Here is a 20264-nt window from a genome sequence, read left to right as displayed (position 1 = left end):
ATCAGCGGTGATGTATTCGATCTTTCCAATCCGTCTGCATCAACCATCAGGATGTTCTATACATTTCTCAACAAAGCAACAAAGGCGAACTCAGCCCTCCAGGTTTTGATCACTGCTGGTAATCATGATTCTCCATCAAGGCTCGAATCGCCTCAGCCTTTATTGGAATCTACCAATATTCATATTGTAGGTTTAATCGAAAAAGATGCTGATGGCAGCATTAACTATGATAAACTGGTTTTTCCATTAAAAAATAAAAATGGTGATGTGAAGGCATGGTGCCTCACAGTGCCATTCCTGCGGATGGGTGATTACCCGGTCATGTCCGATTGTGATAATCCTTACGGTGAAGGGGTTGCTGAACTATATAAAGGAACTTATGCCCATGCATTGAAGTATAAAAAGCCCGGCCAGTCAATCATAGCAATGGGACATCTCCATACCCAACAGGCAGAGGTAACTGATATGGATAAGTCGGAAAGGCTTATCATGGGTGGAGTTGAATGTATTGCTGCATCAGCATTTCACCCGGATCTACTTTATGTTGCCCTGGGTCATATTCACAAAGCCCAGCGCATAGGTGGAAATGAACATATCCGTTATTGTGGAAGCCCTTTGCCTATGTCTTTTTCAGAATATAATTATAAACACCAGGTTATAGTTTTTGATCTTGAAGATGAAAAAATTGTTAGCCTGTCAGCGATAGAAGTACCTGTTTCCGTTTCACTGCTGCGTGTTCCATCGGTACATAGCAAATTGGTTGAAGTACTGGATGCCCTGGAGCAAATAGATGCGGATACTGATAATCCGAATTCTGTCGCTCCATACCTGGAAGTGAGGGTGCTGTCGGATGGCCCGGAGCCTGCGCTACGTTATAAAATAGAAACTGCCCTGGCTGGTAAACATGTGAAACTGGCAAAAATTGATCTGCGCTATGCTGAAGCGCCGGCAATTGAGCAGGGAATCGAATCAATAAAATTAGATCGGTTGAATGAGCTCAGGCCTTTGGATGTATTTACCAAAGTGTATCAATCACGATATAATACAGCTGTTCCGGAAGATCTCTTTCAATTGTTTAACCAAATAACCCAGGAGGCGAATCAGGCCTCATAGCTATATGAAGATATTAGCGATACGTATCAGGAACCTTGCCTCACTGGAAGGAACCACGGAAATAGATTTCAAACAAGAGCCGCTTTGTTCGGCTGGAATTTTTGCTATAACGGGTCCGACTGGTGCTGGCAAGTCTACGATCCTGGATGGCCTCTGCCTTGCATTGTACGGAAAAACGCCCCGGTTCCGCCTGGCGGAAATAGGTATAGAGGTAAAGGATGTGAAAGGTAGCACTATCAACCAGGGTGATGTTCGTGGGATACTGCGCGACGGCACCGCGGATGGTTTTGCCGAGGTGGATTTTGCAGGTGTTGATGGATCGGATTATCGTGCAACCTGGAGCGTTAGAAGGGCGCGAAATAAAGCTGATGGCAATTTACAGGCAAATGAAGTTTCGCTCAGGAACATTAGTAATAATGTGGTTGTGCCAGGCAGAAAAACTGAATTGCTGGAAGAGATTGAAAGGTTAGTGGGATTAAGCTTCGACCAGTTTACCCGCTCCGTTCTTTTGCCCCAGGGTGATTTCACCGCGTTTTTAAAAGCCGGTCGGGACGAAAAATCATCATTATTAGAGAAGCTAACGGGTACCCAGGTTTACTCGGAGATTTCGAGGCGGGTTTTTGAGAAACACCGGGTCAATGTGCAACAACTTCACGAACTCAATATACAAAGGGATGGAGTTTCCACGCTTACCTCAGAAGAAATTGATGCCTTAGAGTTGAAGAAAACTGAACTCGCGGTAATGATCCTGGAGGTCGAAACCCAGCTTGCCGCGCTGGGAAAGGAAATTGCATGGTATGAACAACTGGCAAACATCGAAAAGAATATCGCTGTTGCGTTAGAAAAAGCCGAACAGGCAACAGTCTTAAAAAATGAAACCGTTCCAAGAGTGCTTAAGCTGCAATTGATCTCGCGGGTGCAATCAATAAAGGCTGAAGTGGATGGTTTGAAGTCCACAGAAGATAATCTCAAAGATAAAACTGCATTATTTGAAAAGCTAAAGGGTGACTTAGCTTTCCTGGTTAAGCAGGTTGAATCAATTGAAGCTGAAACCTTGCTGGCAACGAAATCATTGGATGAAAATCTTCAGAAGCAGGAAAAGGCGCAGCCCCTGCTGGATGCCGCGAAAGCTTTGGATGCAAGACTTATCGAAACTGCAAAACAATTGAGGTTAACAGAAGGAGAAGAAAAAACAGCCGCAGAAAAATATAACCTGTACATACAACAATTAAAACAACGGCAGGATGAATCGAAATTGTTGGAAAAAAGAATCCTTGAACTTAATAATTGGAAGGATGCAAATATTTACCGCCAGTCAGTAGCTGAACACGAAAGTCTTATCATTTCAAAACTGCACGATGCTCAAATCTTACTTGGAAATATAAAGTCCTTAACGAAACTCATCAATTCACTGGCATTAGAAATAGTGGAATCTGATAAGATAAGAACACAGGGAGAAAAAGACATCAATACAATGGAGGCTTCCTTGCAAAAGCTAAGAGATAAATACAAACGCAACGAAGCTCTCTTATCCGGGATGTCAATCGCGGGCTTAAAAGCAGATGAGAATAACCTGGATTTTGTAGTGCAGGAAATCATTGCTGCAGATGCGCATTGGAAAGTATTACATGCAGCAACCAGGGAACACGGACTCGCATTGAAAAATTTACAAACCAACAAAACCGAATTAGAAGAAAGTGAGGAACAGATCACCAGTATTGGTGCATTGCTGGAGACTGCCAAAGTTCAGCGGGAAACATCCTTAGCCATTCTGGAAACAGCAAGGCTGTCGATTGCCGAAAATGTAGAACGGCTGAGGGACGGGTTAGTACCAGGCAAACCCTGTATTGTATGCGGCAGTACTTCTCATCCATATGCAGGTGAAAACCCGCAACTGCAGCGTGTACTGACCGAACTTGAAAATGCTAATAATGAGATAGAAAAAAACTATGTAGAATACTTCAGGACTCATAGTGGTCTTCAAAAGAGCATCCAGCAGTTGCGAAAGACAATTGGACTTCAGGCATCAGACCTTGAGACCAGGGAAAACCAGATCACCATTAAGAAACAACAATGGATACAATTCAGCATTCATGGTTCCTGTGAAGATATTATTTCAGATGATAGAACTGAGTGGTTACAGCAACAACTAAAAAACGAGAGGGAAAAGTTGAAAGTTGTGCGTGAACAAATCAAATCTTATGATGATAGGAAGAGTCAACTTGAGATGGACAAAATTAAGCTGGATGGTTTAGAAAAAAAGCTAACAGATCTGCTGAATCTTGCGAAGGATGAAGAAAGAAAATTGAAATCTTTAAAAGAACAACTCGCTGCCAGAACCGCAGAATTACAAAAAACCGAATCAGATCTTGTGTTAATGGAGCAAACTTTAGCGAATTTTTTTCCTTCTGAAGATTGGGTAATTAACTGGAAAAATGATCCTGAAGAATTTGCCTTATCTGTCAGGGAATTTTCCGTTTCATGGAAGGGTAATGTGCAGCAACTGGAGGAAGAGAATGGCAGGCAGGAGTTGCTTTTGGGAACAATAAAAGGTCTGCAGGAGCACTTGGAAAACCTGGAGGGAGATTATCATCAAAAATCTAAAAATAAAGCCCAACTCGGGATCGACCAGCAAGGTCTTCTCGAAAACCGGCGCGCGATTTTTAGCGGAGAGCTTGTGGCAAAAGTAGAATCAGACTTAAAGAAGGCAATCGACGAAGCCCGCAATAAATTCGAGGGTGGGAGGGCAGCCGTGACAAAAATCCAGGGGCAATTAACCCGCACTCAAACTCAGAAAGATCTTTTGCAAGAAGATATCTCAAACTTAATAACAAAGAAGACTTCGCTCAAAGAAAAAATCGCTTTATGGTTAACGGAACAAAATAAGGCTCATGAGAAACCAATAACGGAAACTGACTTAACCGAATTATTAAATTTCAACCAGGATTGGATAGAAAAAGAACGTTCGGCGATTCGTAATATTGACGATAGCCTTACGGAAGCCAATTCGGTTTTACGTGAACGCAATCATTCACTGGAAAATCATTTGCTGCTGCGCAGATCGGAACGTTCGCCTGAAGAACTTAAAATATTAGAGGCAGAAGCGAAAACTCATCTACAGAAAAACACGGGTGAGCACAACGAAATTGGTTTCCGTATCCGTGATGATAGCGCCAATAAAGAAAAAATCGGTAATCTTTTAAGCATTATAGCGGCGCAGGCTTTTGTTGTGGACAACTGGGCAAAGCTCAATGAAATTATTGGTTCTGCCGATGGTAAAAAATTCAGGCAGATCGCCCAGGAATATACATTAGATGTATTATTAAGTTATGCCAATGTTCATTTAGAGGTACTTAGTAAACGTTATGTGCTAGAACGAATACCCAATTCATTAGGATTACAGGTGATTGACCAGGATATGGGTGATGAGGTGCGTACTGTGTATTCACTTTCCGGTGGGGAATCTTTCCTTGTTTCTTTGGCGCTGGCATTAGGGTTGGCCTCTCTTTCTTCCAGCCGTATGAAGGTAGAATCATTATTTATTGATGAAGGCTTTGGCTCGCTTGATCCAGCCACACTAAATATTGCTATGGATGCATTGGAGCGTTTACATAACCAGGGACGTAAAGTGGGCGTGATTTCTCATGTACAGGAAATGACGGAACGGATACCAGTGCAGATTAACGTGAGTAAGCAGCAAAGCGGGAAGAGTAAAGTGGAAGTGTTGGGAATATAATTTTATCTAAAATAAACTTTTGAATAACTGAAATACCAATATTATATAATTATTCAATTACAAACTTGTTATTTGCTTTGATTTCTTCTATGAAAGTTGTTGTAAGATCAATTAACGCTTTGAGTTTGGTTGCCTGGTTGTAGTCATAGTTAATGTTCTTCTTTCCGTTGTCAAATTCGTTGAAGTCCAGATCATATATACTGGCATATATATATTCTAATTTTCTTTGGACTGGAATAGCAAAGCTGTGATACCAAGTATGATCAATTGTTGAAGTGACCGTTAACGAGTCCACCTTACCTCTATTTTTTTTGACTTCAAAATAGGTTGGCTGCTTTATTTCTTCTTTGTCAATGACTTTTCTGTTTTTGAGAAAAAAATTAAACGGGTTTAGTGTATCAAGCAAAAAGTGCTTATAAGTTTTGCAGTAGTCAAATCTCTTTAAATAATAATTTCCGTTTTGCTCCCAAAATAGATATTGAGACGTCTCGTATTCACAGCTATCAAAAGAAATACAGCCTCCACAAGAAAAAGAGTAAATAATAAATGAGTCAATAGCCTGTTCAACAACATATTTTTCTACTCTGTGTTCTATGATTTGAGCCTGAGGAGTTATGGCGAAAAAGGTAAAAAGGAAAAAAAGAGGCAGTTTTATCATAATTATTTACTGAGATTCTTAAGCTCTGTATTTCCATAAATTGACCATATGATATTATCAACTCAGCGGCTGATATTTGAATAAAACTCAATCGACAAGCAAAGGGTGGTTCGATATAAACAGAACGGTGGGTTAATATGCTTCATCATCAACAGTTACCTCCCGCTTTTCAGTTTGGTAACTGCATTATACATTGAATCCATGCCAGTCACATGCTTGAGCCAAAGAATTGTTTTAGCAATATCTCTCGTAGCTTTGTCTCCGCAATATTCCGGAACCCATCTAAATATGACATTATATTTCCCCTGGTTAATGCCCTCAATGATCCAATTTTCTCCGTCAACCCCGACCATGCAAGAAGTGTCTTGTTTAAGGGACCAAAAATTCTGGAGATGCAATTTTTCTTGTAGACTGTTATAAGTTGTATCCCCGAAATACCGTATAACTTCGGTATCCAAACTTCCAGGATAGTAACCACCTCTGCCATCCGTGGTTTTTAAAGTTATTTTCGTTTGGCCATTTTCCATTTCGGCGATAAGCATGTATGGAGTTCTGAAAACTGGATCTACTGTTACTCTAAACCAGAATTTGGATGCTTCGATCTGCGTCGTATCGATAAAGGGTTCGTACATCGCATAGATAAGTGGATTTATAACTCCAATATGTCCAATATTTCGGTATTTGGCAGACACCAAAGACAGAAAGCTGTTAGAATCAGACCATTCACGATGCACGTTACGCGTGTACGCAAACGTATCTATATATATATTTCTGAGCTGGGTATCTCTCAGGATATTATAGTGCCCTGTATCGGCAATTCTGATCGTACTATCGTTACAGGCGAGAAATAGAATGTGAATTAATAAAGCAATTATCGGAACTCTCATTAAAGTGGATTATAAGGTACATCGGCTTGCCGCTATGCGGTTATTCCGTGCTACATCTGTCTAAATTTATTTATTAAGTTAAGTATGTTCTATTAGCTCAGCTTATATTCTTCAGCCCGAATTTTGGCAAACCGCTGTTAGCAGCAATCTAGTTTTTTTGCTTTTGATCATACCTGCTTAATTTCAGAAAACCTATAGGATCATCCAGTTCAATGATATCAATAATTGCCTGTGATTTAATCTTTGCATCGTTGTAATAAGACTCTACTATTTTATACCCAATGTAATAGCCTAAGTCTGATGGTTTATTTTTTGACCTGGAGCCATTATAAAGCCAATTGCCGATATTCTGATTACAAAGTTCATTCTTGAACTGACTCCAAAGTTCAGCTTCGTGCTTGTCGCCATATTCATTCTTCTTATCGTTTCGGCTTACAAGTTCAGCGATAAAATCGCAGGCACCTTCACGTATTGACTTGTACAATAGTTCACATTTTATTGCCTCAGGATCAGGATGAAGTTTTTGTTGTGTATGTACACATTCGTGTGCCACAATGCTTTTTATTTTCTGAATGATTTCTTCATCAGTTGGTTTTTTGTTTTCTCCCAATGAAGTTGTCAACTCCGTGCCAATTAACACAAACTCGTTGGATACGGTACCTCCCGTATTTTTGATGCCAATTGCAAAACAAACTTTAAAGGGTTTAAAGTTCGGGTAAAGCTCTTTGAACCTGGTAAATACTTGCTCAATTGCCGGCTCGGCTTTTTTCGCCTGGTAAGTGTTTGGACGAACAGACTGATAAAACGAATAATTTTTGGAAATAGCATCTACAAATTTCTCTGCGGTAAATTCCCTCACCTGGATAAAGTCCAAAAGTCCGTTTGTTGCCCTGTCGAGGTAAAGTTTCTGAAACGAAGCTGCACTGTCCGAAAAGCTCTTACAGTTTTTTAAATTGTCGAAGGCTTCCCAAAAATGGTCGATATCAATCGTCTGCACGTTTTTCTTATTCTCAGGTTCTAACTCCTTTTTTATTTTAGTTCTTAATGCAATCTCATCTTTATTTAAACTCTTTACATGAATGGTAATCCTTCCCGAGTCAGGGTTTTCCGGGTCATCAAAACGTTTGATTGCAAGCTTAAAATTTCCTTTATTAGAAGGACTGTATTCAAATTTTTCATAGCCTACAAAATCATCAGGATAATTGCATTCATATAAGGCGGCATTAGCAGCATCAAGCAATTTATAATGCACAGCAATGCCTTGCTGTAGAATAGAAAACTGGTAGATGCCATTTTTAGACAAGTCTAATGTAAAAGTGAGGCTGGAAGACTTTGTGACCTCAATATTCTTATATTCTTTGTTTAATTCTAAATTTTGTAGTGTTTGGCCTGTTATTTGTAAAAATCCCAGCACCAGTAAGATTGAAATTGCTGTAATTCTCATTGGGAAATTATGGATTGTATTAAAAATTTCTGCCAACATAAATATATGCAACCCAAATCATTGTTCATAATTTAAAGCCATTCAACCCAGATAGATTCACACAGGGTTATTAACAATACTTTTACTGTTCAATACTGTCCAAATTAGCCCGCTTAATAGTCCAATTTGCCACCTTACCGGATAACGGTCATGCAGTACATTTGTTGAACAAAAACATTATACTTACTAATAAACCATTGAAAAAAATGACAACCAACACCTCCAGGAAATTGATCTCTGCAATGCAGGTCTCGTTGGATGGCTTCGTCGAAGACTCCGATGGTAAAACAGACTGGGTCGATTCGTGGGCGGATGCGATCCAGCTGATCGATGACGTCGACACGTTTCTTTTAGGCGGACATATGTATCCGGGTTATGGCGAGTACTGGGGATCGATCCATGCTAATCCTCATATCATCCCGCCAAACCCTGAAGTTCCGTCGCAGGAAGGGCGGCTCCCATCCAGCAGTGAGATTGAGTATGCGCGGTTCGCAGCGCAGACACCTCATGTTGTTTTATCGACCACGCTCAAGAGCGTCTCGTGGCCCAGGGCGCAGATCGTCCGGGACATCGCGGAGCTTCGGGCGATGAAGGCAACGCCAGGAAAGAACACTTATGTTGTCGGTGGAGCAGGTCTTGTCGCCAGCCTCTTGGATGCGGACCTGATAGACGAGCTGCGGCTGATCGTTCACCCGGTTGTCCTTGGCAGTGGAAAGCCGCTCTTTAAGGGTGTACGAAGGCACTCGCTTGAGTTCGTCCATGCACAACCGGGCAAGTCGGGCAGGGTGATTCTCACTTACCGGGCCTGACGATGCCCGGCAGCGACTTCCTGCAAGGAGTATCACTTCAATCAACAAACGCAGAAGATATGGCCAGGCAAATTTTAATTTATACTACTGCAATTCCTGATTCTTCTATTATTGATACCTTACTGGCAGCATGTTCATTTTTAATAACACTAACAATAAAATCATTAAGATCGTTCCTGTAGCTGCAATTATGTTGATGAATTTTTGTGCCTTAACACCATTATTGAATGCTTTATCAATTGCTTTAAATATTATCAACCCAATTATTCCGCCTAAAGTATTCGTAATTATATCTGTAACATCAAAAGCCCCAACGCGCAAAATATATTGAAGTCCTTCAACTATTAAACTAAGTAAGAAAAAGAAGAGAAGTGTTTTACCGAAAATCCATCTTACAAATAAAATTCCGGTATATATACCAAGCGGTACAAAAATCACTACATTCAAAATGTTTTCATTATTTAAAATCAAAGGTTCACTAAACGGAATTAAATTGAAGCGCCTCTTTCCCATATAAGAAAATTGTACACCCAACTTAAAAAGTAAAATCCAGCAAATTGCAATCAAATAAATTATAAACAATACAGTAGTCAATCTGTTTGTTACATTATTAACTTTTGATTTTTCCTTCATGTTTATTACAAATGCCATTACACCATTTAAGTTGCAAGCGGAGTTTTATTTTATTTTTGTATTAAGCCGTATACCCGGCGTTTGCTAATGTACGCCGAGTTCGTGCAACATACAAGCCGCGGAGGTGAGACTCGGCTAACAAAATAAAAAAAGGCTGCCTCAATTTTACTTTTGAGACAGCCTCACTCGATTTTGTAATTATTCCATGTCAAAATGTTTCTTCAACACAAAGCCTGATTTCGGTTCGCCAGTTTCCTGGTCAAGGAATGTGATAAGCATATATTTGTTCACGATTTCAATAACCGTTACCTGCTGGCCTGCCTTTACCTTTCCAATGGTTTTGGCGTTTTTCCTGGCTGAAAACTTCAGGTCGGCATCAATTCTAGCATTACTTATTTGGCTCAACTTTTTGAACATCTCTTCCATTTGGCCGAATAGCTTCTTGTTTTGCTTTTCTATTTCCTTTTGGACATGTTCTATAACCTGAGTATTGGATTTGTCGGTAAGTATGGCAATCGGATTGTAAATAGTCAGTATAAAGCTGATTATCGCTAACAACTCAAAAATTAGTTGTCTGGCTTTATCAGTTTTAGTTTTACCCAATATTGTCGACAATTCTGAAACGATACCTTCTTTCAACCTGTCAAGATCCTGTGCGGTTACCTCGCTTGCCGATTGAATTACCTGTTCCGCCACCTGCAAAATGGCTTCGTTGGCCTCTTCGGCAACGGTTATGTCTTCCCAGTCATTCGACAAAGCTGTTTTCCATACGTAGTTTTTTGTAATTCCCCTTAAAGCAATATCAAAGCCATTGAACTCATTCAAGTGGGGCTGGTTGATTTTTGCCGAAATAGTCCCTAAGCTCTTTGATAGCTGGAATTGGCTGGTGGCAAAGCCTATAAGATGGTGGGTCAGTAGCGGATTGATCCTCGCAAACTCAGCGAGTTTGGACGAGATGGTCCTTGGTAGTCCATGATGTTTCAAAAAATCAAAATCGGCTATTCTCTCTTGTACACGGTTATCCAAAAACATGGATACGCTAATCGATTTCTTTAATTGCCGTGTAACGTTTCTCGCGATGTCATTCGAACCATATAAGCTAGCAAACTGGGTGTTGATTTTGTTTTGTGCTGTTATTGCAGCCCAGAAAGCCGCGTTGTTGCCAATGGCGCCAATTTGATCAAAGACGTTTTTTTGTCTTTGAATACTCTTAATCATGTCTGTAATTTCTTTCATAAGTTCCGTTTCTTATAAATATGCAGCTATGGAGTAAACGGCTCAGAACGATAAAACATTGTTTCTAAACCTTATTTAACCTGTTGATTTACCGTTAGCGAATTTTATAAAGTTTTGAAGATTATTCGTCAACATTTGCGCCATTGATATTTTATTTCTTAATTATCTGCTTAAAAAGGTGGCCCTCTCTTTAACGCGTTCGGCGTAAATATGATCATCCAACCCTAGATGGGGAATAACCACGAAATAGTCAGGTCATCATCCGGTTTTCCTGCATTGCCTAAAACTATCCTGATCCCAGGCAAGCGGTGATTCTTGTACAGATTCAAGGAATCCGCTTGGGATTTTCGAATTGCCTACAACGTGTCCTTATCCCTGTCAGGCCCTGTTTTTTGTACAGATTCCACGAATCCGCAAGGGATTCTGAGCGTGGATACTAATTTCTTTTAAACCAAGCTCGTTCTTTGTTCATAAAAAAATATGTCCGGATTCCAGGTACAAATTAACAATCGGCCTTATAAAGTCGAGGCCGACCCGGCTATGCCTTTGCTATGGGTGATACGCGATCTTGTTGGGCTAAAGGGGACCAAATACGGTTGTGGATTAGGGTTGTGCGGAGCATGCACGGTGCACCTGGCCGGTAAGCCAGTCCGTTCTTGTTTAATTACAATCAGTTCAGTAAAAGAAAAAAAAATTACAACCATCGAAGGGCTGGGTGGGGAGACTTTGCACCCGGTACAAGAGGCCTGGATCGAGCTTCAGGTTCCGCAATGTGGCTATTGTCAAAGTGGTCAGATCATGTCGGCTGCCGCATTGTTGGCTAAAAACCCCCAACCCGGTCCTGAAGAAACACGAACCGCAATGAGCGGCAATCTATGTCGCTGTGGAACCTATGATCGGATCGGGAAGGGAATTGCCCTGGCATCCCAAAAACTAATGAACAGTAAAAAGACTAATGAACATTAAAAACGCTAATGAATAGTAAAAATGCTAATCAACCAGTAAAGCCTAATGAACGGGAAAAAAACTAATCAACAATAAAATGAGTGTAAAAAGCAGCAGGAGGGTCTTTTTAAAACAATCATGGTTAATAGGTTCAGGCCTGGCGATTGGATTCTCGCCGGTGGCCGCCAATACATTGGCAGGAAGAACCGAACTGGAAAAATTTGAACTTACTCCCTTTATTATTATCGGTACTGACGGTATTATCACACTGATAAATAAAAACCCGGACATGGGACAGGGTTCTATCCAGGCTATTCCCACTTTGATAGCAGAGGAACTGGAAGTTGACCTGGAGCAGGTAAAAATTATTCAAAGCAATGGAGATGAAAAATATGGATTACAAATATCCGGAGGCAGTGGTGGTGTGGTAAGGGCCTGGGAACCTTTACGAAAAGCAGGTGCCGCTGCCCGGCAAATGCTGATAAGCGCAGCAGCTCAAACCTGGAATATACCGTTAGAAAACTGCAAGGCAGAAAAAGGCGAAGTATTAAACCTGCTAACAAAAGAAAAACTCAATTACGGAAAATTGGTGACGGCGGCCTCCCTTTTGGAGGTGCCGCAAAATCCGGTATTAAAAGAACGATCTGAATTCCGGCTCATTGGTAAAACCACAAAACGCCTTGATGTGCCTGATCGCGTTTTAGGAAAAGCCAGGTACGGAATTGATATTGAGATACCCGGAATGGTTTATGCCTGCATTTTACATTCCCCTTCTTTGTATAGTAAAATAAAAAACGTTGATGACTACGAGGCACGTAAGATAAAAGGCGTACTGGATATTATTAAATGTGAAAGGCCGATGCCACATCGTAAAATGGAAGCAGTAGCTGTCATCGCCTCAAATTTTTGGGTAGCAATGCAGGGACGGAAGTTGTTAAATGTAACCTGGGAAGATGCCCCGGATCAAATTGAAAGTGCAGATTATGTGAGAAGAATGTATGCCGCGGCAAAAGAGCCAGGTCCGGTCCAGGCAGAAAAAGGAAACTTCGACCTGGCTTATACTAAGTCCAATACAAAAATCGAAAGCATTTACGAAAGCAATTTCCTGGCACATGCATCTATGGAACCTGAGAATACAGTGGCTCATGTAAAAAATGACGGAACGGTAGAAGTGTGGGTCCCTTATCAATCACCTGATTGGGCCAAAGGAGAAATTGCAAAATACTTTGAGATACCCGCAGAGAAGGTAACCGTGAACATCACCTTATTGGGAGGATCTTTTGGTAGAAAATCTTATTCCGATTTTTTATTGGAGGCTTGTATTCTTTCCAGGAAAATTCAAAAACCAGTCAAGCTGGTTTGGTCAAGAGAAGATGACTTAACACAAGGTCCATATCGTCCCGCCATGCTTAGCCGGTTGCAGGGAATGGTGGCCGGGAAAAAAGTGATGGGCATGCACCACCATGCTATAGGCGAAACGTTTGTTGCTCAAATTTATGGAGGACTGAAACCAGGAGAGCCGGATGCCGGGTTATGCGGGGAGATCAGTTTTGATAACAGCAAGTACAATTTTGAAAACACCAAAATAAGTCATACCCGGGTTAGTACCGATATACCGATTATGTGGTGGCGTTCGGTTTGGGGCGGGAATTTTGCATGGGGCCAGGAATGTTTCGTAGACGAACTATCGCATTTGCTAAAAGTAGATCCGCTTCAATTGCGTTTAGACAGTTTAGAGGATGAACGTTACCGGCATGTTTTAAAACTACTCGCTGAAAAATCAAACTATTACCAGCCCTCACCCAATGGTGAAGCTCGCGGTATCGCCATGTGGAAATCATTCGGGAGCATTTCCGCAGCTTGCGTAACCGTGGCGCGAAAAAACAGTAAAATTCATATTAAGAAAGTAGTTTCCGTTTTGGATTGCGGGTTGTTTGTTAATGAAGATATGGTTAAGGCCCAAATGGAGGGATGTATCATTATGGGTCTAAGTGCCGCTACAAAAGAAGAGATAAGTTTTAGCAATAAAAAATGTGATCAGACCAACTTTCACCAATACAAAATTCTGCGTTTAAATGAATTGCCGGAAATTGGAACCTATATTATTGCCAATGAAATAGCACCCGGGGGAGTTGGAGAACCCCCGTTGCCACCGATAGCTCCTGCACTAGGCAATGCTATTTATAATTTATCGGGTAAGCGAATCAGGAAACTGCCCATTTCTTTGGATGATATTTAATTACCTGGATTCGTCAGATCTGTTGAATTCGACCCGGTACTCCTGGGGTGTGCGCCTGGTCTCCTTTTTAAAGGCTTCATACAATGATGACATGCTGGCAAAACCAACTTCCCTGGCAATAACTTCAATTTTATCATTTCCACTTTTCAATCTTTCCATGGCCTCCTGTACACGAAACTTATTTACAAATTCATTAAAACGAATTCCCTGTTCCTGGTAGATGGATTGCGAGATAAGGTACGCGGGGCATTTAATTTGTTGCGCTACCAGTGCAATTGTTAGCCCCCTGTTGTTGTATAATTTCTTTTCCGTAAACACCCTATCCAAATCATCGGTGATTTTTTTAGCACGATGTTTATCTACGTTTTTTGATTTTTTAATGACAGACTGAAAAAAATCAGAATCTTTCAAAATGAAATAGTTCAGGACATAGAGGATGCCGATTGCAAACGCAAGGCCAAGGGTATACACTTCAATACCGCTTATCAAAGCCTGTACAGTAAAACATAAAAGTATCAGGCCAATACTGAAAGCAAACACCCGGAAATGTTTTGGAATTTGCACTCCTTCTGATCTAAAAGTAATATATATGCTAACTGCAAAATAAATAGCAAGCTGGGCTATCCCAACATAATATACATAATCAGTAATGCCACTTAGAATTATAAATATAGCCGGTACAAAATGAGCCAGGTAAAGCAGGGTTGAATTTAGTTTTGTGTTAATTGAGTGACGACTATATAAGTAAAAAGCAGGACCGATCATCCATAGTCCCGCCGCGCCTGCGATGGCCCCCCAGGCAGGATATGACTGTGGTATAAATATGAAATAGGATTTCGCCAATCGCAGGGCCAGGCCAAACAAAACAATACCCAGGTAAAAAAAAGCCTGGAAATTAAACCGGTCTTTCAGGATCAGTGTGGTACCAAGAAAAATACTTTGCACTAAACTAAGTCCGCAAAAAACTACAAGAAAACTTTGCCATATACTCATCTGTGAGGATTTTCAATAATATAAGATAGTAAAGATTCTCCCATGCTGTAAAATAGAAAACTGACAGATCCCATTTTTAGACAAGGCTAGTGTAAAAATGTGGTTGGAAGAGGAGCGATTTTTAAGACTGGACTTTCCGCGATGACAGGCGATAAACAAGGCTTAACCGATTGCTCGTCCGGGTCGGATGAAACTTGTCAGAGATTTGCAAGTCGGTCTCCAGAGAAATTTCCATACTTGGAGTAGCGCAGCTTTTGATTATAATTTAGGATATCGCTCATAGTAGTTTGATACCTATTATAATCAAACCCATTATTTTTTTGGAGTAGGTGTAGTAGGATTTCCCTTCTCAAATGCTGGTCCAGTATAGTGTATTTTGTAATTTTTACCTATTATTTTGCAGCAAATGGAGTAAGGGCCTGTTTCCATATATCTATTGCAGTAGCCATTTCTTTTTCATCTAAAGAACAGTAACCTATGCGTATGAAGTTTTGTGGTTTAGAAATATTAGGTTGAAAAAAATAATTACGGCCATCACTGATCTTTAATCCCAACTTTCCTGCATTAAGGGCAACTGAGCTGGCACTTATATTCTTTCTGTAAGTTGCCCAGATGGCCAATCCACCATTCGGCTTCTCAAACATTAAATATCCTCCCAACTGCTCCCTAAGCAATCGGCAAGTATTTTCTAACCGCCCCTGATAAACCTTGTGCGACTTTTTGATGTGCCTGGAAATTTCACCAGTGCTCAAAAGTTCAGCAGTTGCTTCTTCCAGTAACTGTTCACCTTGCCGGTCTATTAATCTACGAATTGCAGCGGCTTCGCATATTACCGCTTCCGGGGCCACCATAAACCCGATTCGGATACCGGGTGCAATGCTTTTGCAAAAGGAACCTACATAAATAATATGTCCACCCGTATCCACACTTGCCAAAGGCAAAAGAGGGTTGCTGGTAAAGTGATAATCAAAATCATAATCATCTTCAAGCAATGCAAATCCGTATCTGGAAGCCAGGTTCATAAGTCGCATACGGCGCTCTGCACTCAGGGTAACAGTGGTAGGCCGGTGGTGATGCGGAATAATATAAATCATTTTGGGTACCTTCTTTTTACACAATTGCTCAATCCTGTCTACATCCATACCATCTTTATCTACCGGGATAAAAACCAGTTTAGCTCCTGCCAGCTTAAAGGTTTGGTTCGCATCCAGATAGCCTGGTTCCGGCACAAATACAGTGTCCCCGGGACGGATGAGTAGCTGAGTAGTTAAGTAGATGGCCATCTGCGTCCCTTTTGTTATCAGTATTTCTTTTTCACTGACCTGCATCCCCCTGGTACGGTTTAAAAATTTAGCAAGTTCGACTCTTAGACGATAGGACCCTTGCTCCGGGCCATACATGAGAAATTGATTTGTTAAGCGACCCTTCCCAAATCTTCTGTATTCCCGCACCAGCTGCTCAATAGGTGCAATTCTGGTATCAGGAAAACCGTCATCGATTTTATACAAAGGCGGCGGTGCTGCCACGGCATTGATCTCTATATTTGGATCTTTTATGGTAGCTCCATCAGAAGATCGTTTTATGATCAATGGATAACCGGGTTGTCGGCTTCGAATCAATTTTTTGCTATTTTGGTTAATTGCACGAACCGAAGTATCAGGCAGGTGACTGGAAACATAAACGCCACTTCTTTCCTTAGGTTCCACCCAGCCCTGCGCACTCAATTCCTCGTAGGTCGCCACCACCGTTTTACGATTGATTTGCAGACCTTGGGCTAGTTCACGTGAAGATGGAAGTGCCTGCCCTGGTTTCAGGATGCCACAACAAATTAACTGAATAATTTCCGATGCTAATTGCAGGTATAAAGGACTATGCCCGCCGTCTTTTTTAAATGAAATTTCAAGAAGTTTTTTAATCATAACTGGACCCCTGTATATTTTGAAATTGGCCCATTAAGGTAACCAAATTAAAAATTAATTTTATACCTGGATTAAAAAGTCATTGTACAACTTTAAATATAAAAATCATGCTGAAAACAATAGTGTACAGCGATATCACTTCATCATGTAGATGTTTGATGATGATCAAAAAGGGAGGTGTGTTATGAAGGCTATCGTTGTAACTGACCAGGCTGCAGGAACAGCCGGGATGAAACTGGTGGAGCGGCCCGAGCCGCAGGCAGCGCTGAACGACGTCGTCGTCCAGGTTCATGCCTCGGGATTCACCAAAGATGAGCTCACATGGCCCTCAACCTGGACCGATCGTCTCGGCCGTGACCGGACGCCGTCGATCCCCGGCCACGAGCTGGCCGGTGTGGTCAGCGCCCTCGGCTATGGAACGACGGGGCTGTCGGTGTGACAGCGGGTGTTCGGCCTCACGGACTGGACCCGCGACGGGACGCTGGCAGAGTATGTGGCCGTTGAGGCACGCAACCTTGCACCGCTGCCCGCCGATGTAGACTTCGCAGTTGGTGCGGCTCTTGTGATGCCGGGGCTAACCGCATGGCAGGGACTGTTTGACCACGGACGTCTCCGGGTAGGACAAACCGTTCTTGTACACGGCGCGGCCGGCGTAGTAGGTTCAATGGCGACCCAACTCGCGCGTGCAGCTGGTGCTTATGTCATCGGCACGGGGCGCGCGGCCGACCGTCAGATGGCGCTCGACTTCGGCGCGCAGGAGTTCGTCGATCTGGAGAACGAAACCCTGGAAGACGTCGGCGGAGTCGATCTGGTTTTCGATGTCTTCGGTGGCGATATCGCGAAGCAGTCCGCAGGCCTGATTCGCGCCGGAGGAACGCTGGTGACCATCGCCGGTCCGACCGAGGCGAGGCCAGCTGACGGCCTGACGGTCGACTTCGTTGTCGTGGCCGATCGCAACCAATTGAGTGAGGTCGTCCAGCGGCTGCGCGAGGGACGACTGCGGACAAACACCGGCAATACATCTATACTCGACGACGCCGTTGCGACTTTCAATTCGACCAGCCGGGTCAACGGAAAGACGATCATCCGCGTTCACCCTTAAAAGCCCGGACGTCGAGGGGTACTCCCCCCGTCGATCATCGTTGCCCTATCCTTTGAACGAGTTAAGAAACGATGGAATATGTACACTCAGTTTGGGATGGGCATACTCCATTTTTTTATTTACAGTAGTTACGGATTTGTTATATAATATAGAGTTGAGTTACGGTATCGGGAAATTCCCCTTTCATGGCGTCTGTAAAACATTTGAGCCTATGGGTACTTATGGCATTGTCAGGTAAATGACATTGGAATAAAATTATTGGACGATGAATGAACAATTGAAAATAGAATTGGTAAACCCTCAAACCAACGTGTTGGCCTTTAAACTGATTCAGCTTAATGATGATAAGTATTTTAAAAGCCTGACAAGCTATAACTGTTATAAAGTGATCTTGATCAGGAAAGGAAAAGGTCAATTAACCTTTGATACGGCGAAGTATGATTTCTCTGAAAATTGCTTAATTAGATTTCCAATTTATCAACCTTTTCAAATAGAGGCAGATGGTCCACTTGATGGAATATTAGTACAGTTCCATCCGGATTTTTTTTGGAACCATAAATACGAAATGGAATTAACAAGTAAGCAGGTACTATTTAAGAGTATCGGTGAAATTCCCTTAATAAAAATCAGTAAAGAGGAAATGGATCAACTCCTGTATCCGCTGGATCATCTTCTTTTAGAACTCAACAGTGACGGTTTAGGTCGTTATGATATAGCGATCTCCTGGGTGAAAATATTTATGATCTATGCCTCACGGATAAAGATGGAAAGAGGTGTGATATATTCGGAGACACTCTCTGAGGTTCACTACATTATCCGGGAGTTGATCAATGCAGTGGAAGAGCATTTTCAGCGCAAGCACCGACCGGCGGATTATGCAAAATTATTGAACATTACCGTCAAAACGCTGAATCGTATTGCGAAGCAACATCTGGAAAAGACTGTTGGAGACATGATTTCAGAACGCATAATAACACAAGCCAGGCATGAATTATATTTAAGTGACAAGCCAATAAAACAAATTGCCATTGAACTTGGATTTCATGACGTAGCTTATTTCAGCCGCTTCTTTAAGGTACGAACTACTGTATCCCCCGAGGTTTATCGTAAATCATTCAGGGAGGATACCGATTAAGTACAATAATATTTCACATCTAAGGATAACTGAAAAAGCAATAAGGTTTGGGTCTCTAAGATTGATTGGTAAATCTCACTAATCTGGACGGACTTTACAACAGATTGTCCTTTTTGTCCATTTGTAGGCCTTGCCATATACCTTAATTTTATCCTTCTAAATAACTTTTAATAGGATGTTATGAAAATAAAAAATGATCAAGACATTGATTATGGTTTTGTTGCAATTACAGGCCATAAAAATATGGAGTTTTTTTTACTTAAAGTAATCAGCTGTTTCTATTAATGTCTGAGAGTATATTCAATTTCTTTGAAGGTTATATCAGAACTCATAACCTATTTTCTGACGAGGAAATTGCGACTATTAGGTCCATGGCCATACCGAAGCGACTTAAAAAAAAGCAATACTTACTACGTCCGGGGAGCGTATGTAGATTTCACACCTTCGTATGTAGCGGCTGTCTTCGATCATATCGAATCGATGACAACGGTATTGAGCATATCTTTAGTCTTTCACCGGCTAATCATTGGGTAAGCGATCGTGTAAGTCTTGTAACCGAAACACCGTCAAATGAATTTATTGACGCTTTAGAAGATAGTGCGATCATTCAGCTTTCAGTAAATAATTTTAAAACTCTTTTGAAAGATGTACCTAATTTCGACACACTAAATACTAAAATCATTACTGATGAATGCAGTACAAGCCGTGACAGAATATATATGATGCTCAGCCGCCAGGCAGAAGAAAGGTACCGGCAATTTATTCAATGCTTTCCACAATTGCATCATCGTATTCCAATATTTATGATTGCTTCCTATCTGGGCGTAACAAGGGAAACACTAACCAGGATACGCAGTAGTATGATTTGCGTCTAATGTTTGTTGCGTATGTATATTGAAGCCAGCGTCGAAGTGACCGATTAAGTGCCTGCAGGTACTGCAGCATCGTCGGATAGATGCGTATCTATAACGATCTCACCTTGTAACAATTTAGCAACCGGGCAATTTTTTGCTACCCAGAGCAGCCTTTCCTTTTGCTCATCCGTCACCGGCTGGCCAAACGAAACTGTTCTGAAGATCGAGGTCTTGAAAGGTTCAATCTCTTGCAACATGTTTACCGAACAATGTATGTCCTTAATATCCCATCCTTTTCTATTGATATACATACGTAAAGTGGTCAACGTACACCCGACCAATCCCGACAGTACAGCTGTAAACGGATCCGGGCCGATATCTTGTGATTGGCAATTAACAATACACAGAAATCGGCAACTACGCGTACACAGTTTCGGAAAATAGCAATACTCAATTTCGGCAAACAGCAGTGCACAACTTCGGCAAATAACAATGCACAGTTTCGGAAAATAGTGGTGCACA

At 41.6% G+C, this 20264-nt stretch carries 17 protein-coding genes; 9 read left to right on the top strand and 8 right to left on the bottom strand.

Features of this window, described 5'->3' with window-relative positions:
* Positions 1-1113, top strand: a 1113-nt coding sequence (locus VK664_RS24705; protein ID WP_461401396.1) for an exonuclease SbcCD subunit D, incomplete at its 5' end; no start/stop codon positions are given.
* A gap of 4 nt (positions 1114-1117) precedes the next feature.
* Positions 1118-4849, top strand: a complete 3732-nt coding sequence (locus tag VK664_RS24700) for an AAA family ATPase (protein ID WP_461401395.1) — start codon at positions 1118-1120, stop codon at positions 4847-4849.
* 49 nt (positions 4850-4898) lie between these two features.
* Here the strand turns inward: VK664_RS24700 and VK664_RS24695 are convergent, their stop codons facing one another.
* From VK664_RS24695 to VK664_RS24685, 3 genes are all read right to left on the bottom strand, one after another.
* On the bottom strand, positions 4899-5507 hold the full coding sequence (locus VK664_RS24695; RefSeq protein WP_461401394.1) for a hypothetical protein: 609 nt from the start codon (positions 5505-5507) through the stop codon (positions 4899-4901).
* A gap of 155 nt (positions 5508-5662) precedes the next feature.
* Positions 5663-6394 carry a hypothetical protein gene (locus VK664_RS24690; RefSeq protein WP_461401393.1) on the bottom strand — a complete coding sequence of 244 codons (732 nt, stop codon included), beginning with the start codon at positions 6392-6394 and terminating at the stop codon, positions 5663-5665.
* A gap of 148 nt (positions 6395-6542) precedes the next feature.
* A complete protein-coding gene (locus tag VK664_RS24685) occupies positions 6543-7838 on the bottom strand; it encodes a gliding motility protein GldB-related protein (RefSeq protein ID WP_461401392.1) in 1296 nt (431 codons plus the stop codon).
* Between the two features lie 245 nt (positions 7839-8083).
* Between VK664_RS24685 and VK664_RS24680 the strand changes: the two genes are divergently transcribed.
* Positions 8084-8686, top strand: coding sequence for a dihydrofolate reductase family protein (locus VK664_RS24680; protein WP_461401391.1), 603 nt, complete (start codon positions 8084-8086; stop codon positions 8684-8686).
* 108 nt (positions 8687-8794) lie between these two features.
* On the opposite strand, the gene VK664_RS24675 is transcribed toward VK664_RS24680, so the two are convergent.
* Positions 8795-9319, bottom strand: a complete 525-nt coding sequence (locus VK664_RS24675) for a VanZ family protein (protein ID WP_461401390.1) — start codon at positions 9317-9319, stop codon at positions 8795-8797.
* A 198-nt stretch (positions 9320-9517) separates the two neighbouring features.
* Entirely contained in the window at positions 9518-10555 is a 1038-nt protein-coding gene (locus tag VK664_RS24670; protein ID WP_461401389.1) for a carboxymuconolactone decarboxylase family protein, read from the bottom strand.
* A gap of 480 nt (positions 10556-11035) precedes the next feature.
* On the opposite strand from VK664_RS24670, the gene VK664_RS24665 reads away from it, so the two are divergent.
* Both VK664_RS24665 and VK664_RS24660 read left to right on the top strand, forming a co-directional pair.
* On the top strand, positions 11036-11521 hold the full coding sequence (locus VK664_RS24665) for a (2Fe-2S)-binding protein (RefSeq protein WP_461401388.1): 486 nt from the start codon (positions 11036-11038) through the stop codon (positions 11519-11521).
* Between the two features lie 76 nt (positions 11522-11597).
* Entirely contained in the window at positions 11598-13739 is a 2142-nt protein-coding gene (locus tag VK664_RS24660) for a xanthine dehydrogenase family protein molybdopterin-binding subunit (protein ID WP_461401387.1), read from the top strand.
* Here the strand turns inward: VK664_RS24660 and VK664_RS24655 are convergent, their stop codons facing one another.
* Both VK664_RS24655 and pdxR read right to left on the bottom strand, forming a co-directional pair.
* Positions 13740-14732 carry a helix-turn-helix domain-containing protein gene (locus VK664_RS24655; RefSeq protein ID WP_461401386.1) on the bottom strand — a complete coding sequence of 331 codons (993 nt, stop codon included), beginning with the start codon at positions 14730-14732 and terminating at the stop codon, positions 13740-13742.
* Positions 14733-15124: 392 nt separating this feature from the next.
* Positions 15125-16651 (bottom strand): MocR-like pyridoxine biosynthesis transcription factor PdxR, encoded by a 1527-nt coding sequence (gene pdxR / locus VK664_RS24650; RefSeq protein ID WP_461401385.1) that lies wholly within the window; start codon positions 16649-16651, stop codon positions 15125-15127.
* Between the two features lie 184 nt (positions 16652-16835).
* Between pdxR and VK664_RS24645 the strand changes: the two genes are divergently transcribed.
* The 4 genes from VK664_RS24645 to VK664_RS24630 all read left to right on the top strand — a co-directional run bounded on the left by VK664_RS24645 (position 16836) and on the right by VK664_RS24630 (position 19763).
* Positions 16836-17090: an alcohol dehydrogenase catalytic domain-containing protein gene (locus tag VK664_RS24645; protein WP_461401384.1), complete on the top strand. Its 255-nt coding sequence runs from the start codon at positions 16836-16838 to the stop codon at positions 17088-17090.
* A 225-nt stretch (positions 17091-17315) separates the two neighbouring features.
* Positions 17316-17753, top strand: coding sequence for a zinc-binding dehydrogenase (locus tag VK664_RS24640; protein WP_461401383.1), 438 nt, complete (start codon positions 17316-17318; stop codon positions 17751-17753).
* A gap of 265 nt (positions 17754-18018) precedes the next feature.
* Positions 18019-18888, top strand: coding sequence for a helix-turn-helix domain-containing protein (locus tag VK664_RS24635; protein WP_461401382.1), 870 nt, complete (start codon positions 18019-18021; stop codon positions 18886-18888).
* Positions 18889-19172: 284 nt separating this feature from the next.
* Positions 19173-19763, top strand: a complete 591-nt coding sequence (locus VK664_RS24630; RefSeq protein ID WP_461401381.1) for a Crp/Fnr family transcriptional regulator — start codon at positions 19173-19175, stop codon at positions 19761-19763.
* Positions 19764-19807: 44 nt separating this feature from the next.
* Here VK664_RS24630 and VK664_RS24625 read toward each other — a convergent pair whose 3' ends face one another.
* Positions 19808-20263, bottom strand: a complete 456-nt coding sequence (locus VK664_RS24625; protein ID WP_461401380.1) for an OsmC family protein — start codon at positions 20261-20263, stop codon at positions 19808-19810.
* Position 20264: the final 1 nt, after the last annotated feature.

It is taken from the genome of Flavitalea sp. (genome assembly GCF_035489435.1).
In the GTDB taxonomy this organism is placed as follows: domain Bacteria; phylum Bacteroidota; class Bacteroidia; order Chitinophagales; family Chitinophagaceae; genus DATHKG01.
This window is presented reverse-complemented; position numbering and strand designations above follow the sequence as displayed.

Excerpts from the sequence above, each read along its gene's own strand:
- VK664_RS24695 (WP_461401394.1), bottom strand. The coding sequence starts at position 5,507 with ATGATAAAACTGCCTCTTTTTTTCCTTTTTACCTTTTTCGCCATAACT.
- VK664_RS24685 (WP_461401392.1), bottom strand. The coding sequence starts at position 7,838 with ATGAGAATTACAGCAATTTCAATCTTACTGGTGCTGGGATTTTTACAA.
- VK664_RS24655 (WP_461401386.1), bottom strand. The coding sequence starts at position 14,732 with ATGAGTATATGGCAAAGTTTTCTTGTAGTTTTTTGCGGACTTAGTTTA.
- VK664_RS24700 (WP_461401395.1), top strand. The coding sequence starts at position 1,118 with ATGAAGATATTAGCGATACGTATCAGGAACCTTGCCTCACTGGAAGGA.
- VK664_RS24675 (WP_461401390.1), bottom strand. The coding sequence starts at position 9,319 with ATGAAGGAAAAATCAAAAGTTAATAATGTAACAAACAGATTGACTACT.
- VK664_RS24635 (WP_461401382.1), top strand. The coding sequence starts at position 18,019 with ATGAATGAACAATTGAAAATAGAATTGGTAAACCCTCAAACCAACGTG.
- VK664_RS24665 (WP_461401388.1), top strand. The coding sequence starts at position 11,036 with ATGTCCGGATTCCAGGTACAAATTAACAATCGGCCTTATAAAGTCGAG.
- VK664_RS24645 (WP_461401384.1), top strand. The coding sequence starts at position 16,836 with ATGAAGGCTATCGTTGTAACTGACCAGGCTGCAGGAACAGCCGGGATG.
- VK664_RS24660 (WP_461401387.1), top strand. The coding sequence starts at position 11,598 with ATGAGTGTAAAAAGCAGCAGGAGGGTCTTTTTAAAACAATCATGGTTA.
- VK664_RS24690 (WP_461401393.1), bottom strand. The coding sequence starts at position 6,394 with ATGAGAGTTCCGATAATTGCTTTATTAATTCACATTCTATTTCTCGCC.
- VK664_RS24630 (WP_461401381.1), top strand. The coding sequence starts at position 19,173 with ATGTCTGAGAGTATATTCAATTTCTTTGAAGGTTATATCAGAACTCAT.
- VK664_RS24680 (WP_461401391.1), top strand. The coding sequence starts at position 8,084 with ATGACAACCAACACCTCCAGGAAATTGATCTCTGCAATGCAGGTCTCG.
- VK664_RS24640 (WP_461401383.1), top strand. The coding sequence starts at position 17,316 with ATGGCGACCCAACTCGCGCGTGCAGCTGGTGCTTATGTCATCGGCACG.
- VK664_RS24670 (WP_461401389.1), bottom strand. The coding sequence starts at position 10,555 with ATGAAAGAAATTACAGACATGATTAAGAGTATTCAAAGACAAAAAAAC.
- pdxR (WP_461401385.1), bottom strand. The coding sequence starts at position 16,651 with ATGATTAAAAAACTTCTTGAAATTTCATTTAAAAAAGACGGCGGGCAT.